14 protein-coding genes and 1 riboswitch are annotated in these 16,483 nt (G+C 42.6%); of the genes, 9 read left to right on the plus strand and 5 right to left on the minus strand.

The genetic code is table 11. The features are described 5' to 3' along the window. Positions 1 to 227: 227 nt before the first annotated feature. Together G3569_RS13625 and G3569_RS13630 are read left to right on the plus strand one after the other, a co-directional pair. Positions 228 to 2,369: a prolyl oligopeptidase family serine peptidase gene (locus G3569_RS13625; protein ID WP_165270095.1), complete on the plus strand. Its 2,142-nt coding sequence runs from the start codon at positions 228 to 230 to the stop codon at positions 2,367 to 2,369. 680 nt (positions 2,370 to 3,049) lie between these two features. Beyond that, positions 3,050 to 3,406: a DUF3127 domain-containing protein gene (locus G3569_RS13630; protein ID WP_165270097.1), complete on the plus strand. Its 357-nt coding sequence runs from the start codon at positions 3,050 to 3,052 to the stop codon at positions 3,404 to 3,406. Positions 3,407 to 3,419: 13 nt separating this feature from the next. Here the strand turns inward: G3569_RS13630 and G3569_RS13635 are convergent, their stop codons facing one another. After that, complete coding sequence (locus tag G3569_RS13635; protein WP_165270099.1) at positions 3,420 to 3,608, minus strand: hypothetical protein; 189 nt, start codon at positions 3,606 to 3,608, stop codon at positions 3,420 to 3,422. Positions 3,609 to 3,737: 129 nt separating this feature from the next. Here G3569_RS13635 and G3569_RS13640 point away from each other — a divergent pair, with 129 nt between their 5' ends. Beyond that, the gene (locus tag G3569_RS13640; RefSeq protein ID WP_165270101.1) at positions 3,738 to 4,130 is read left to right on the plus strand and encodes a DUF805 domain-containing protein; all 393 of its coding nucleotides are present in this window, start codon (positions 3,738 to 3,740) and stop codon (positions 4,128 to 4,130) included. Between the two features lie 59 nt (positions 4,131 to 4,189). Here G3569_RS13640 and G3569_RS13645 read toward each other — a convergent pair whose 3' ends face one another. Together G3569_RS13645 and G3569_RS13650 are read right to left on the minus strand one after the other, a co-directional pair. Further along, entirely contained in the window at positions 4,190 to 5,638 is a 1,449-nt protein-coding gene (locus tag G3569_RS13645; protein ID WP_165270103.1) for an amidohydrolase family protein, read from the minus strand. 31 nt (positions 5,639 to 5,669) lie between these two features. Then, a complete protein-coding gene (locus tag G3569_RS13650) occupies positions 5,670 to 6,284 on the minus strand; it encodes an NlpC/P60 family protein (RefSeq protein ID WP_165270105.1) in 615 nt (204 codons plus the stop codon). A gap of 88 nt (positions 6,285 to 6,372) precedes the next feature. Between G3569_RS13650 and G3569_RS13655 the strand changes: the two genes are divergently transcribed. The 4 genes from G3569_RS13655 (at position 6,373) to G3569_RS13675 (ending at position 11,626) form a co-directional block, all read left to right on the plus strand. Further along, a complete protein-coding gene (locus G3569_RS13655) occupies positions 6,373 to 7,110 on the plus strand; it encodes a pyridoxine 5'-phosphate synthase (protein WP_165270107.1) in 738 nt (245 codons plus the stop codon). A 37-nt stretch (positions 7,111 to 7,147) separates the two neighbouring features. Then, a complete protein-coding gene (gene era, locus G3569_RS13660; protein ID WP_165270109.1) occupies positions 7,148 to 8,035 on the plus strand; it encodes a GTPase Era in 888 nt (295 codons plus the stop codon). A gap of 756 nt (positions 8,036 to 8,791) precedes the next feature. Then, complete coding sequence (locus tag G3569_RS13670) at positions 8,792 to 10,489, plus strand: M1 family metallopeptidase (RefSeq protein ID WP_165270113.1); 1,698 nt, start codon at positions 8,792 to 8,794, stop codon at positions 10,487 to 10,489. 51 nt (positions 10,490 to 10,540) lie between these two features. Beyond that, on the plus strand, positions 10,541 to 11,626 hold the full coding sequence (locus G3569_RS13675; RefSeq protein WP_165270115.1) for a sensor histidine kinase: 1,086 nt from the start codon (positions 10,541 to 10,543) through the stop codon (positions 11,624 to 11,626). 340 nt (positions 11,627 to 11,966) lie between these two features. On the opposite strand, the gene G3569_RS13680 is transcribed toward G3569_RS13675, so the two are convergent. Further along, positions 11,967 to 12,995 carry a hypothetical protein gene (locus G3569_RS13680; RefSeq protein WP_165270117.1) on the minus strand — a complete coding sequence of 343 codons (1,029 nt, stop codon included), beginning with the start codon at positions 12,993 to 12,995 and terminating at the stop codon, positions 11,967 to 11,969. Between the two features lie 54 nt (positions 12,996 to 13,049). After that, on the minus strand, positions 13,050 to 13,325 hold the full coding sequence (locus G3569_RS13685) for a hypothetical protein (protein WP_165270119.1): 276 nt from the start codon (positions 13,323 to 13,325) through the stop codon (positions 13,050 to 13,052). Positions 13,326 to 13,647: 322 nt separating this feature from the next. Next, a riboswitch (SAM riboswitch) is annotated at positions 13,648 to 13,767 on the plus strand. Positions 13,768 to 14,014: 247 nt separating this feature from the next. On the opposite strand from G3569_RS13685, the gene G3569_RS13690 reads away from it, so the two are divergent. Both G3569_RS13690 and metX read left to right on the plus strand, forming a co-directional pair. Beyond that, complete coding sequence (locus tag G3569_RS13690) at positions 14,015 to 15,343, plus strand: O-acetylhomoserine aminocarboxypropyltransferase/cysteine synthase family protein (RefSeq protein ID WP_165270121.1); 1,329 nt, start codon at positions 14,015 to 14,017, stop codon at positions 15,341 to 15,343. 84 nt (positions 15,344 to 15,427) lie between these two features. Next, positions 15,428 to 16,480 (plus strand): homoserine O-acetyltransferase MetX, encoded by a 1,053-nt coding sequence (metX, locus tag G3569_RS13695; protein ID WP_350356567.1) that lies wholly within the window; start codon positions 15,428 to 15,430, stop codon positions 16,478 to 16,480. Positions 16,481 to 16,483: the final 3 nt, after the last annotated feature.

Genomic DNA, 16,483 nt, shown 5'->3' on the forward strand with positions numbered 1-16,483 from the left:
TTAAAACCGAGATCCTGAACTGAATTCCGGATGACATGCCGGGTTTTGCAAAGCTCCCTGTTAATAAGATAACAACCCTGATTACAAAAGTCTTACCAACTACGAATTAAAGATTATTAATGTACGACCGTTGAAACAAGCTTTTACGTTCTGAGATTGCACTTTTCTGCTGATTATCTATTTTGTATTAGCTTTTAACCCAAGACATCAAATAAAAAAACGCTGTTATGCAGAGCAAACTTCTGTTTCCGTCCCTCATTCTTATTGCTGCTTTTGTATTTAGTTGTAACCAGCAGCAAGGACCTTCCGCTTCTGACATCCAATACCCGGATACCAAAAAAGTTGATACTGTTGACACCTATTTTGGCAATGAGGTACCCGACCCTTATCGCTGGCTTGAAGATGACAATGCCAAAGAGACCAAAGCCTGGGTAAAGAAACAAAACAAGGTCACCTTTTCTTATCTCAACGACATTCCCTTCCGAGACCAAGTTAAGGGAACTGTTAAGAACCTCATTGACTATGAAAAAGTAAGTGCCCCCGACAAACACGGCAACTACTACTATTATTACAAAAATGACGGACTGCAAGACCAAAGCGTCTATTACCGCACCAAGGATCTGAAAAGTGATGAGGAAGAAGTATTTCTAAATCCCAATAATTTTTCGGAGGATGGTACCATCTCTATGGCCGGCACCTCTTTCTCTAGCGACGGCTCTTTGATGACCTACCTTATCTCTGACGGTGGGTCGGACTGGCGTAAAGCAATTACCCTGAATACTGAAACCAAAGAAGTGGTCGGTGATACCTTGACCGATCTAAAATTTACGGGCATATCCTGGAAAGGCACCGAAGGGTTTTATTACAGCAGCTATGAACGTCCCAAAGAGGGCGAAGCACTTACAGCGGCCAATAAGAATCAGAAGGTATACTTCCATGAAATGGGCACTCCACAATCCGAAGACCGGGTAGTATTTGGCGACGATATTCAGCGTCGCGGTATTTCAGCAGGACTTACCGAAGATGAGCGCTTCCTGGTGCTCTCTCCCTGGAAAGGAACCAGCGGTAATGAACTTTATATTAAAGATCTTGAAGATCCCAATGGCGATTTTGTTCAGTTTGTAGATAATTTTGAGAACAACCACAGCATACTCCACAGCGACGGCGACCGTCTGCTCATTTACACTAACCTGGACGCCCAAAATTATCGTATCGTCGAGACAACCATTGATAAACCCAATCCCGAAAACTGGAAAACATTAGTTCCCGAATCAGAACATGTTCTCAATAGTGCTTCTTCGGCCGGTGGGTACTTATTTTTAAACTACCTCGAAGATGCTAAGTCAAAAGTAAAACAACTCACTTTAGATGGTGAACATGTGCGGGATGTAGACCTTCCGGCAATAGGTTCTGCCGGTGGCTTTGGAGGAGAATCGGAGGATACTGAACTCTATTACACTTTTACCTCCTTTACCTATCCCAGTACGGTCTTTCGCTATGATATTGAATCGGGCAGTTCTGAGCTATATGAACAACCCGAGGTTGCATTTGATCCCGAACAATACGAAACCAAACAGGTATTTTACGAGAGCAAAGACGGTACCGAAATCCCCATGTTTATTGTCCACAAAAAAGGCGTTGAGCTCGATGGAAATAACCCGGCTCTACTCTATGGCTATGGTGGATTTAACATCAGCCTCACCCCTTCTTACAGTACGCGATGGATATCGTGGCTGGAGATGGGTGGGGTTTTTGCCATGGCGAACCTGCGCGGCGGCGGTGAATATGGTAAAAGCTGGCATAAAGCCGGGATCAAGATGCAGAAACAGAATGTCTTTGACGATTTTATTGCAGCGGGTGAATACCTGAAATCAGAAAACTATACCAGCTCTGACAAGTTAGCTATTATGGGTGGTTCCAACGGTGGACTGCTGGTAGGCGCTACCATGACGCAACGTCCCGACCTTGCACAGGTTGCCATTCCACAGGTAGGCGTGCTGGATATGCTGCGCTATCATAAGTTTACTATTGGAGCAGCATGGGCATCAGATTATGGGCGCGCGGATGCTTCCGAAGAGATGTTTGAATACCTCTACGGATATTCTCCCTACCACAACCTGGAAAAAGGTACCGGTTACCCTGCTACTCTTATTACTACGGCCGATCATGATGACCGCGTAGTACCTGCTCACTCTTTTAAGTTTGCGGCTCGACTGCAAGAGTACCACAGCGGAGATACACCCGTATTAATTCGTATAGAAACACGCGCCGGACACGGAGCCGGGACACCGACCAGTAAAACGATAAAGCAGCTTACTGATATCTTTTCGTTTACCCTTTACAACATGAACGAAGAGCCGGAGATCTAGAACGGCCCAACAAAATTACCAGTAACCCTTTATGCGATGCCATCACTCCCGGTGATGGCATTGCTATTTACCCCGCCCGCTTTGTTCCTCGGCACTCCTAATTTTCTTGCTCTTCAACAGCTGCCATAGCTTCTAACAACAACGCCCGTCATGGTGAGCGTAGTCGAACTATCTCCCTGAATCGATTGGTTAATGCGTGACAGCTGCTTTTTTGATGCAACGCGAACTTATTTTGGGAGATTCCTCGACTCCGCTACGCTCCCCTCGGAATGACATTGATTTTACTGGGTACAACATTTCCCCACCCTGCGCCGTAGGAAGGGGCCAAGGCTGGGCCATAAAATGAGTTCGAAGAACGGGCATTCGGTGGACTTAAAATAACAACCCCAAAAGGTTTAAGAGGCCAGTCTAACTACAAGTGTGGGATGGCCGCACTGGAAGTACGGCCTACACTGTATGTTATTCGGGAAAACATTACTCTCAAAAAACATATCCGTTCCGAAATAATAGCTGGGTAATCAATCGACAACTCGTAATTTATCAATACTTCTAAACCAAACATCGCCCTTACTCCTGCTATTGCTGACAACACAAAATTTGTATGTTTTTTAATTGATATAGAGCCGGTTCATGCCTATCCTGTGCAGGTTATACCAATTTAAATATGAGCACACAGAACTATGGATTTACAGGTTAAAGGCAAGGTTACACAAATTCTCGAAGCACAATCGGGCGAAGGCAAAAACGGTCCCTGGAAAAAGCAAGACTTTATCCTGGAAACGCAGGGCAAGTATGGTAAAAAAATATGCATCACCCATTGGGGCGACAAAATTGACCAGTTCAATGTGCAGGAAGGCGAAGAACTTACCGTCTTTATCGATATCCAAAGCCGGGAATACAAAGGAAACTGGTATACCGATGTAAAAGCATGGAAAGTAGAGCGAGGTGAAGAAGGCGCTCCCAGTCAAGAAGCTCCATTTAATGACCAAGAGCCTACTATCGACATGTCAGATATGGATCACGACGTCCCTTTTTAAACCAGCCCCCAACCTAAATAACACGGCTGATCATATAAACGGCCCCGGTAAGTCCCGCAAGAAGCAAAAAGATGATAGCATAAGCCTCAAAGGTACTGCTTCCACTTTCTTTCATCGCATTAGCCATTTTTTTGATCGGTACTTTCCAGAGCCATACCAAAAAAGCAGCTCCCAATATTATTGCCAGTAACAATATAACCACACTAATTTCATCTGTGTTTTTTAAATTTGATCTGCCTAAATAAATAACTTGCAGTTCAGTTACAAACCGATATTTTAGGGCTCGTTTAAAATTACTTATCAAATAATTTTTTAATAAAAAACAGAATTCATGGAGTGGTATCTTAAAGTATTAAACCAGTATGCAGATTTTGAAGGCCGAGCCCGGCGAAAAGAGTACTGGATGTTTGCCCTAATTAACATGGGTATAACCTTTGGTATTTTAATTCTTTCTGGACTTTTAGCCCTGATAACTTCAGAACCGACAGCTTTTATAGTACCTGCTATCCTTTTAACACTGTATTCGCTAGCTATTGTAATACCCGGCCTTGCGGTAACCATACGGCGACTACACGACACCAATCGAAGTGGCTGGTGGATGTTCATTAACTTTGTCCCGCTAGTTGGTCCTATTGCCCTATTTATCTTCTTAGTTGAAGAAAGCCATCCCGGCAAAAATCAATACGGTGCCAACCCCAAGGGCATTAACGATTTCGAGTTTTAGGATAACAGCTTTCACTACATTGCTGTGGAGACACAACTATAGTATCTCCACAGGCAATGCTATTGACCATTCGTTTGCGTAACTTCTTCCATCAATGCGGGATATTTGAACCAGTCATCGATCTCGGATTTACTTTCGGGACCTATTTTTCCTTTCACCTGCTCCAGTAGTTTTTGGGGATCATATACTTGTCCCGATTTCATGACCAGCTGGACATCTCGGGTATTAGTAATATCCTTTAGGGGATTTCCCTGCACCACATACAGATCAGCCATCTTCCCTGTTTCTATCGATCCAAGCAGGCTTCCTTTACCAAGAGCATTGGCCCCGTTCTGGGATGCAATTTTCAGCACCGCTTTTTCGGGGATACCCGCCATTACCATAGTATGCATTTCGCGATGAGCTCCGAAACCGGCCAAAAAGTAACCGTGCGTAGGCGCATCAGTGCCAAGCGTAATTAAGTCACCGCCCCCGGCATCATAAAATGCTTTTGTAGAACGGCGCATCGCTTTATAGAGCCCATCCATAAGCTCATTGCCCTCCTGATCTTTGCGCAGGGTCAATATACTACGTACGTAAGAAGTGAACATCCCTTTCTCATCTTTCCAGTAGTCAAAGCCTTCTTTCAACGTTGTAAAGTAAACCGGCGCATTAATAGTAGCATCAAAATAAACGTTGTGATCAAGATAGTACTGCACCGTTTTCTTAAAATCTTTCGAAGTCGTATCTACCTTATTCCACACAGGATAGGCATATCGGTCGGGCTCCAGCACAAATCCGCCAAGAATATGCTCCACACGATCAATACCGGCATCAATAGCAGTAATTGCATTGGTTGTTCCTTTATAGCCTGAACCAAGATGCCCGGCCACAGTCAATCCGTGATGGTGTGCCCTATTTACCAAGTGTTTAACTGTTTGCGGATCTCCGCCCTTGGTCTTGAATCCATCAACACCCAGGCTCACCCAATGATCTACCTGCTCGTAAATCTCTTCTTTGGAGTAATCTTCCCAATCGGGGCGAGCCCTGCCAAAGTACGGACCTGAGGCCCAAATACGAGGGCCGGTCCACTTACCGCTATTTATCAATCGTTTGGCGGCCAGTTCCATATGAGGATAATAGACGCCATTGGCAAAGGCAGACGTTACGCCATTCACCAGGTAGACAAGTGAGTTATATTTAAACTCATCAATTTCCTTTCCTTCTTCCGAGCCAAAAGCATCCATTCGAAAGTGAGCGTGCACATCCACAATACCGGGTAGGATATACTCATCCTCCTCTAGCCTAATAACTTCATATTCGGCCTCATTGTTTTGGGATGGTACATCGCCTATCTCATAGAAACGGCCACCACGCACCAAGATCCCATCATTGTCAACCATCTGCTGGGTCTCGACATCAAAATACTGCCCGCCCTTAATAAAGGTTGGTCCGGACTGCGCATATACCAAAGATGAAAGTGAAAACAAACAGAACAGAGCAACTGCTGCTAATATATATTTACGCATACTATGAATTATTTGAATGCTGTATTCAAGGTTACAAAACTCGTCGTGCTGCTAAAAAACGATCCCGCCAATAGCTATTTCCCAACTTGCTGATCATAACGCCGTTAGAGGTAGAAGCATGCAAAAACTCTCCCCTGTTAACGGCCACTCCCACATGTAATGTTTTGCGTCCCGTTTTAAAAAACACCAGATCCCCTGTTCGAATCCCCGGCCTTCTGATCCCTTTGCCCACATTAAGCTGGGTTCGCGTGTTATTGGGGAGATCTATTCCCAGGTAATCTTCAAAAACAATTTCCATAAACCTTGAACAATCGACACCTTTGCTGGATTCCCCTCCAATTTGATAGGGGGTGCCCTTCCACTCACGATAAGCTTTCATTAACGATGATTTTGCTTCGCTAAGCGAAGTTACGGCCATTGAGGGTGGTGGAGTTGAATCAGAGGGGGGTGCCTCAGATTCCTTTTTTCCTTTTTCTGCCGTTTTCGTTGAGGATGAGGGTGTGGTAGAAACCGGTTCCGGTGAAGAGGCTGTATCTTTACTTACCGTCGTCACAGGTGGATTTGTGGAGCGAGGAACAACGCCGCAACCGCCTGCTAACATACCTATTAATAAAATTATTACCCCTAATTGTAATCGTATCATCATTTTCTGTCAATTTTGACTTAAACTCTCCATTAAATGATCTATATTTAGAGGTTTAAAGACAACTGTAAATAAGCGCTATTTTTTATCTATGCAACTTTTGGTAAATGTTGATCATGTTGCCACCCTACGTAATGCCCGAGGTGAAGGATATCCCGATCCTGTAGAAGCTGCAAAAGTATGTGAGCAGGCCGGAGCATCGGGTATCGTTTTTCACCTTCGTAAAGATCGCCGTCATATTAAAACGGATGATGTTCACAGGTTAAAAGAAAATGTGAAGGGCACGCTCGACTTTGAGATGGCTGCCACTAATGAGATGATTAAAATCAGTAAAGCTGTAGACCCGCATCTTATTACGCTGGTGCCCGAAAGTCGTGAAGAGCTGACCACCGAAGGCGGGCTGGATATGGAGGTAGTTTATGACGATTTTGAAAAGCGCGTTTTTCCGGCATACCGGGAAACAGATATCGCAATCAGTCTTTTTATTGATCCTAATGAAGAGGACATCAAACTGGCTGCCGATTTGGGGAGTGATGCCATTGAACTGCATACCGGTACCTATGCCAACGCTGACACCGAAGAGGAAAAAGCAGCTGAACTGGAACGTCTAAAGAAAGGGGCTATACAAGCTCATGAATTGGGCATGAAAGTAAATGCCGGCCACGGTCTCAACCTTGTCAATCTGCCTCCACTGGTAGAAACCGTGCCCCACCTCAACGATATTAGTATTGGTCATGCCCTGGTATCATCGGCACTGTATTTGGGTCTGGACAATACGGTCCAGAAATTCCTCGACGTCATGCTTACCACAAAACAAACTACGAACTAATAGATATCGCAGCTATTGCGATCAATATATACAAGCTATGGAAAATACTCCTGAACACAGATCCGGATATGTCGCTATCATCGGTAAGCCCAATGCAGGTAAGTCTACCCTGATGAACCGTATGCTCGGCAACAAGGTGTCGATCACTACCCACAAGCCCCAGACCACCCGACACCAGATCTTGGGCATCCACTCCGAAGAGGATCTGCAGATTATCTTTTTGGATACGCCGGGCGTTATCGACCCCAGCTATGAGCTGCAGAAAGCGATGATGAAAACGGTGGACCGGGCACGACGAGACGCAGATATTATTTTATTGATCGTTGATGTGACCGATTATAACGTGCCGGGCAGAATCTTCAAGATGTTTTCTTCGATGAAGAACAAGGAGATTTTCCTGATTATTAATAAAATTGACAAAACTTCGGACCAGCAGTGCCAGGCGGTAGCCAAAGAGATCCAAGGGAAGTTCGATTTTGATGATACGCTCTTTGTTTCGGCACTCAACGGCGAGGGGCTGCAACAGCTCATGGATACCATAAAAGAAAATATCACTTCGGGCCCTCCCTTCTATCCCAAGGATATGCTCAGTGAGCAGCCGGTTCGATTTTTTGTTGCCGAAATGATTCGCGAGCAACTTTTCTTACTCTATCATCAGGAGATCCCCTACTCTTCAACTATTGATATTGTACAATATGATGAGCGTGACGATCTCGATTATATCAGTGCTGATATCATTGTAAACCGGGAATCGCAAAAAGGAATTCTCATTGGCAAAGGCGGCAAAGCGATCAAAAAGCTGGGCAAAAGTGCCCGTGAAGTTATACAGGCCTTTGTGGATAAAAAAGTGTACCTGGACCTGCATGTGAAAGTACGAGAGAAATGGCGTGAGAATCCTAGTCATGTTCGTCATTATGGCTACTAGGGGAATAGGTTTTAGGATTTTGAAAAATGGGTGAGTGATGCGTGAAGACAGGATTTAGGATGTTGGAGCTTGGAAGTTAGAGGTTAGAAGTTGGTGGTTGAATAATTAGGAATTGAGAATTAAAAATTAAGAATTATAAATTCCAGCCCTGTTACTTTTCAGCTTTTAGTACTTAATACTTAATTACTAAAACTAGCTCCAAGGGAGTTGTACTCCCGATATTCTGACAAACTGTAAGGTTTTAACCAAATAACAGTCTTACTTATAAAAAGACTGTTATATCAATGAAGATATTTGAAGAAGTATCGCTATACTTTATTACTTCAACAGTAACTGCTTGATATCCTGTTTTTACAAGTGATGGCTACTTTGATATTGTAATAGAGAGTTTGAAATATTGCAGAGAGAAAAAAGGGCTCAAAATTTATGCCTATGTAATTATGTTAAATCATATCCATCTGATAGTTTCTACAGACAAGGAGGATACACAAGAGCTAAGTAATACCATAAGNACCCTTTAACAAATAACTGATCACTACAAACAACCACTTAGGACACTCAGCAATCTTACTGTTCTTTTTGCGGGTCTCTGATAACTGTAAGCTGTTCACTGAAGTCGCAGAATTCAGAAACTCGCCACAGCACTTAATAAGTTTCTATAATTTCTTCTTTACAAAGAAAATGGAATGCTTATCTTTTCTCGATATTACGATCTTTCGATAACCTGATTTCATCATTTCGCAAATAATGATCTTTATGAAAAAGCTCTACAACCTGATCCTGGCTGGATTCCTTACTTGTTTCCTCATTGCCCTCAACCTGTCTGCCACAGCACAACATTCCGGGGTACTTGCTACCAAAGCCGATACACTGCGTGGCTCTATTACTCCACAGCGCGCCTGGTGGGATGTGGAGTTTTACGATCTGAATGTAACAGTTCAGCCATCCGATTCTTCTATAACCGGCTATAACAATATTACCTACCGGGTTACCGATACGCCCAAGCGCATGCAGATCGACCTGCAGGATCCATTGAAGATTGATCAGATAAAGCAGGATGGCCAAACGCTGGATTACCGGCGAATACCCGGCAGTTACGCTTATATGATAAAAATGCCCAAAGGATTGGCAATAGATTCTACCTATACCATCTCTGTTTATTACCAAGGGCATCCCAAAGTTGCACAAAACGCTCCCTGGGATGGTGGTTTCGTATGGGCACAGGACTCACTGGGCAACCCTTGGCTTGCAACGGCAAACCAGGGACTGGGAGCCAGCGTTTGGTGGCCCAACAAAGATCACCAAACTGCCGAACCCGACAGTATGAGCATTAACATCACGGTACCAAATGACATAAAAAATGTATCCAACGGGCGATTACGGGATACCACACGCCACAACAACGGGATGACAACCTGGAGCTGGTTCGTCTCCAATCCCATAAATAATTATAACGTATCTGTAAATGCCGGCAATTATGTTAATTTTAAGGATACCTACCAAGGCAAAAAAGGTACGCTTGACCTCAGCTATTGGGTACTGGAACAGGATCTCGAAAAGGCCAAAGAGCAGTTTAAGCAGGTAAAGCCAATGATGCAGTGTTTTGAAAAATGGTTTGGCCCCTACCCTTTTTATGAAGACAGTTTTAAACTTGTCCACACGCCCCACTTGGGGATGGAACACCAAAGTGCTGTTGCCTACGGTAACGATTTCCAAAATGGGTACAACGGAGCAGATCTATCCGGTTCGGGCTGGGGCCTCAAATGGGATTTTATCATCATCCACGAATCGGGACATGAGTGGTGGGGCAATAATGTAACGACCAAAGATATTGCCGATATGTGGGTACACGAAAGTTTTACCAGCTATTCTGAATCTATCTACACCGAATGTCGTTATGGGAAGGAAGCTGCTTCGGAATATACCAGGGGATTACGAACGCGAATTCAAAACAAAGAGCCCATTACGGGCAAATATGGGCTTAATAATGAAGGTTCCGGTGATATGTACTATAAGGGACACAACATGCTGCATACCATTCGCCAAATTGTAGATAATGACTCTACCTGGAAGCGTATCCTGCGAGGGATCCAACAAAAGTTCCGCCATGAAACGGTTACTGCTGGTCAAGTTGAACGATATATCATTAAAAAATCAGGAAAAGACTTAGACGATATTTTCGATCAATACCTGCATTATCCGGATATTCCTACGTTCAAATACTACATTAAAAATGATCTGCTCTATTATCGCTGGGATGCTGATGTTGCCCATTTTGATATGCCTCTGGAAGTAACTTTGAACGACAGCAACTCATATACTTTTATATACCCTACCTCTAGCCAATGGAAAAATACAAAGCTGGATTTAAAAAAACCTGCAAACTTTTCCATAAATTATAATTATTATGTTAAAAAAGACTCTGTAACTGTTACCCCAAGGCCTTCTGAATAGGGTTTATACTATTTCAGGAAGGTAGGTCCATAGGAATTTACTCTTATTACCATGGCTGAAGATATTTTCAAAAACATCCGGAATAACCAACTAACTGAAGACTTATTCCAGTCTGTAGATCAAAGGATAGCTAAGACACTTATTCAAGCGATCCAAACAACCAAGGAGATGGTTGTTGTGACAGATGCGCCCGATAAAATCGGTGATGAGAAAATTGTTTTTGTTAATAAGGCCTTTGAGGAGATTACCCAATATTCCAGGGAAGAAGTTATAGGTAAGTCACTCAGCATCTTGCAAGGGCCCAAAACTGACAAAGAGACTATCAAAGAGCTTGTAGAAAAAGTGAGTAAGGGAGAGCATTTTGAAGGAGAAACTTTCAATTACAAAAAAGATGGTTCTACATACAGGGTCCGCTGGAGTATTGATCCTATTCGGGATGAAGATGGAGAAATTACTCATTATGTATCTGTTCAGCGAAATGTTACTAAAGAGTGGGAACAGCGCCAACAGATGAAGGATATTATTGAAGAACGTGAAATGCTCATCAAAGAGACCCATCACCGTATAAAAAATAACCTGGCTACTATTACAGGGATGCTAGAGCTACAGGTTATGAAGAGTAGCTCCCAAGAAGTTCAAGAGGTACTCTCAGAAAGTATGAACCGAGTTCAGTCGATTGCTTCTATTCACGAAAAACTATACGAAACAGAAGGACTGGCCAGCATCACGCTTGACGATTACCTGGAAGACCTGATTCGGCAAGTTGACAGTTCGATTGAAAATATTGACGGACTTTCTGAAATCGATTTTGAGATAGATATAAAACCGATCTCCATTCGAACAAGGCAGGCTGTGCCATTGGGTTTAATCATCAATGAACTAGTAACAAACTCCCATAAACATGCTTTCGATGAAGAAGGTGGGACAATCTCAATAAAATGTACTGAAGAGAACAACACTGTATCTCTTGAAGTTAAAGATGATGGAAAAGGCCTCCCAGAGGGGTTGGATGTAACATCGTCCCAATCGCTTGGACTTAAACTCGTTGACTCACTTGCTAAACAACTAAAAGCTGAGTATTCATTTTCATCTGATAATGGTACCCAATTCACCATGACTTTTGAAAAAGAATATTAAAGAATTTCTTAGAACAAACGACCTCCGAAGCAAGTCTACCGAGTATTTCACTAGTTCCATTTTGACCTAAAGGTCAAAATCCGAAATTCTGTTATTTAGATTCCGAATCAAAGCCTGTCCCGAACTATTCGGGGTTCGGAATGACATATTTTTCGGACCCCGACGCAAAGCGTCGAGGAATTCTTTGATTTAAAATGTATAATCCAGAGCGAAGAAAATAATAACTTTATTACTTATTTGATAATTTGATCAATAAGTAAATTATCAATCCAATAATTACAAAAGCTGTAATTGCAATAAGTATATCGATTCCACCAAGACTTCCAATCATGCCACACCACTATTTAAACCAATTAGGATTTGTTTTAACGCTATGTAGACCACCGCGACCCATTCTAACATAGATAACATCTTCGGTTATTGAAAAATCAATAACAGGTGCTGAATTTTCTTTAGGATCACGTAATATCTTTAATAAATTATTAGTTTGATATGAAGGATAATCTAGAATCCATATTAAATTATCCATTAATACCAATATATGTCCTTTATAGAATTCAATTTTTGTTATATAAGGTTTAGACGAAGGAGCTTGTTTAGGATTTTTTACTTTAAATGGTTCTGGTATAGGTTCACTTTCACCAAATATTAGTTGTTTTTTTACCTCACCATTAAATCCAATAATATATATTTTTCTATCACCAACGAAGGAAACTGCAAAACCATTAGGTAAAGCTCCCATTGCAACAACTTGATTACGTATTGCCGGTTCGTATCCAGGTGGCACCCTCGGTTCAAAAATATCTTTACTAGTATTATTGTTGGTATTTATTATTGAGAATAAGTTTTTCGAACTGAAAAATCTATTAAATGATGGAATCAAAAAATAGCCCTTACTATAAGAAAAACTATTTCCTGTATTCATTAAAGTTTTAGAATTTTGAAATTCCAAACTATCAATTACAACACCATCATTATTTATTCCTAAATATTTTGCACTATTAGGGGAATAAAAAAGTAAAGTATCACCAGTAACTGATTTTGAACTTGCAAAGATTTGTGAAAGTTCATTCGGTCCTCTACCTTCTCTTATTATCCCTTCTAAATCACCACAGCATTTGTTCAACGCTTCTTTAGGATATTTATATAAAACTGTGTCATTAATTACATTGCTAGGAGTAATATATAATCCCGAATTATTAGCTTGAATAAATGAATACAAGGAAATGAAAAAGCTATAATTAATATCCATTTTATTCGCAATGACAGTAGTTGCTTTGCTTTTGCTTACATCAAAGCTATTGATATCATTACTTTTTTGACATGCTAATACGACTAGAAAAAATAGGAAAAAAATATAATATCTCATTATCTGAAAATATTAAAAGGAGCCCTGGATCTCTGAGCTCCTTTTAATTCTAGATTATATTTCACCGTTACATGCACTGCCTGAATATATTCCACTATATGACCAATTGCTCCATGATCCAAAATTACCAGAACTATCCATACATCTTACATTAATGCTGTAAGCATTAACTAGGCCAGTATATTGTCGGACTATTACCTCACAGCCTCCATCTGAAGCACATGAAGAAACTTCAACATCCTGCAAAAATTCCGCTTGTGCATTTCCGATATTTGCAAAAGAAAAAAGAATAAACATTAAAGTAACAATAAAACAACTTAATTTTTTCATAATATAGTCTGTATTTTACATTATAATTGAATAGTTTTTCTAATCTAGCTAAAAAAAAAAAAACCAAGTCAAAAAATAGTTATTCTATACTTGTTTGCTATCCAATAATCGCTTAAATTAAAACTGAAATTTCTAACCACAAGTCAATGAATCAAATCGTCAAACATATTATTTGCCTCTGTTGCATGTGTATGCCTATGCCATACTTGCAACCGGAGGACTGATTTGATTCAACTTTTTTGAACAGATTTTTAAAGCCCTTCGGTCAGATCCCGAAGGGCTTTTTTAGTATCTGATCGTAGTTCTTTTCATTTACTGAATACTCTTATCCAGAAAGACTGAGGGATCAGGCCCGAAGACGTCTTGGCAACCATCCTGCACATAAAATTTTTGTGTGAGAAAGGTGCCACCTCCTGCTCCGGTTTCCGGGGAAAGATGAGAAATGAGGTCATTCGTAATAAACTGCGAACAATTTTTACCAAGCCTCTTCTGAGATCTTCTCCCCCACCGGCGAAGATCTTAGGAGAGGCTTTTTTATTTGCAGTGGATTATAAAAAACTGAAACAAAAATGTGATCAATGTTCAATGAATGGTACAAAATTGACGACCTAATTAGGTTATCAATTTTTAAAACGATCCAGAAAATAAAATTAAGTAACAACTAACAAATAACTGATAACCAAAACACTATGAGTACTAACGCAGAAGAACGAAACTTACAATTTGAAACGCTCCAGCTACACGCTGGGCAAGAGCCAGACCCTACTACAGGATCGCGCGCCGTTCCCATCTATCAGACTACTTCTTATGAGTTTGATGATACCGAGCATGCCGCCGACCTATTCGGACTCGAAGAATTCGGCAATATCTATACCCGGATTATGAATCCCACCAGCGATGTGTTCGAAAATCGGATTGCAGCACTCGAAGGCGGTGCCGCAGCTGTAGCTACTGCATCGGGACAATCGGCCCAATTTTTGACCATTGCTACTATTGCACAGGCCGGCGACAATATTGTCTCAACCAGCTTTTTATACGGGGGCACCTATAATCAATTTAAAGTAACTTTACCCCGTTTGGGTATCGACGTCAATTTTGTGGAAGACGACAAGCTCGAAAGCTATGAAGCGGCTATCGATGAAGATACCAAGGCAATCTATGTAGAATCTATCGGGAACCCGCGTGGCAATGTGCCTGATTTTGATGGGCTGTCTGCCATCGCCAAAAAGCACGGAATTCCGCTGATTGTAGATAATACCTTTGGTGCAGCCGGAGCTATTGTTCAGCCCATTAAACACGGCGCTAACATCGTTACCGAATCGGCCACCAAGTGGATTGGCGGTCATGGTACGAGCATCGGTGGAGTCATCGTTGACGCCGGAAACTTTAACTGGGCCAACGGCAACTTCCCGGTCTTTACCGAACCTTCGCCGGCCTATCACGGACTTAATTTCTGGGAAACCTTTGGCCCTGACAGTCCTTTTGGCAATATCGCTTTTGCCATCCGTGCACGGGTAGAAGCACTCCGTGATTTCGGGTCAGCGCAGTCGCCCTTTAACAGCTTTTTGTTCCTGCAGGGGCTCGAAACACTATCGCTGCGCACCGAACGCCATTGCGAAAATGCATTAGAGCTGGCAAAATGGCTGAAGAAACAAGACGTCGTGGACTGGGTTAACTATACCGGACTCGAAGACCACCCCTACCACGAACGTGCTAAAAAATATTTAGAAGGCGACAAGTTTGGTGCCGTACTCACATTCGGTGTTAACGGTGGATTTGAATCGGCCCGCACCTTTATTGAAAATGTAGAAGTAGCAAGCCACCTGGCCAATGTAGGGGATGCCAAAACGCTGGTTATTCACCCGGCATCAACTACCCACCAGCAGCTTAGCGAAGAGGAACAAGCTTCCAGCGGTGTGGAACCGGACCTGATCCGCGTATCTGTTGGTATTGAGCATATTGATGATCTCAAGGAAGATTTTGAGATCGCTTTTAAGCAGATCAAACAACCTGTATAAATAAGTTTGCTGTCTAGAGCGCCCGCGCATTATGTACGTCTGGTTCGCGCGGGCGCTTGAACCAGCAAAAGAGTCACTGAGTTTATAATGAGCAACAAAAATACTATAACTTTTGAAGAGCCTTTTATCACAGAAAATGGCGCTTCTATACCTCAGCCTACGATCGCATATCGCAGCTGGGGAGATCTGAATGAGGCCCGTGATAATGTGGTGGTAGTATGCCATGCCCTAACCGGCAATGCCGATGCGGATGAATGGTTCAATGGACTTTTGGGGCCCGGAAAAACCCTGGACCCAACGAACCAATTTATTATCTGTCCTAATGTATTGGGCAGCTGCTACGGTACCACCGGCCCAACCAGTATTAATCCTGAAACCGGTACGCCTTACCGAGCCAATTTTCCAAAAATTACAATTCGTGATATGGTGCGTCTGCAGCAGCAACTGGTCGATGCTCTTGAGATTACCGGCATTGAGTTGCTCATTGGCGGTTCCATGGGGGGTATGCAAGTACTGGAATGGACGATCATGGATGACCGCCCACAGGCCGCCGTACTTATTGGGATGGGCAAAGCCCACCGTCCCTGGGCCATCGGTATAAGCCATACGCAACGGCAGGCGATCTACAATGACCCTAACTGGAACAAAGGATACTACTCCGAAGAGCATCCTCCCAAAAAGGGACTGGCACTCGCCCGTATGATTGCCATGATTAGTTATCGCAGCGATACCGATTATGAGCATAAGTTTGCACGCCTGCAAGAGGCCGATTCTGATGAATTCCAGGTAGAATCGTATCTCGATTACCAGGGGCAAAAGCTGGTGGAGCGGTTTGATGCTGTTTCGTATGTACGCCTTACCCAGGCTATGGACAGCCACGATGTGGCCCGCAATCGATCTTCGTATGTAGAAGTACTGGGTGATATTGATATTCCCGTTTTGGTTATCGGCATAAATTCAGACTTACTATACCCGGTGCGAGAACAGCATGAACTTGCCCAGCTTTTACCCAAAGGGCGTTATCGCCGTATACGATCTACCCACGGCCATGATGCTTTCCTGATTGAATTTGACCAGCTCAACAAGATTATAAAACCCTTTTTAATAGAAACGCCAACAAGAATAGTACACTACTAATCG

The organism is Fodinibius halophilus, assembly GCF_011059105.1.
Taxonomy (GTDB): Bacteria; Bacteroidota; Rhodothermia; order Balneolales; family Balneolaceae; genus Fodinibius; species Fodinibius halophilus.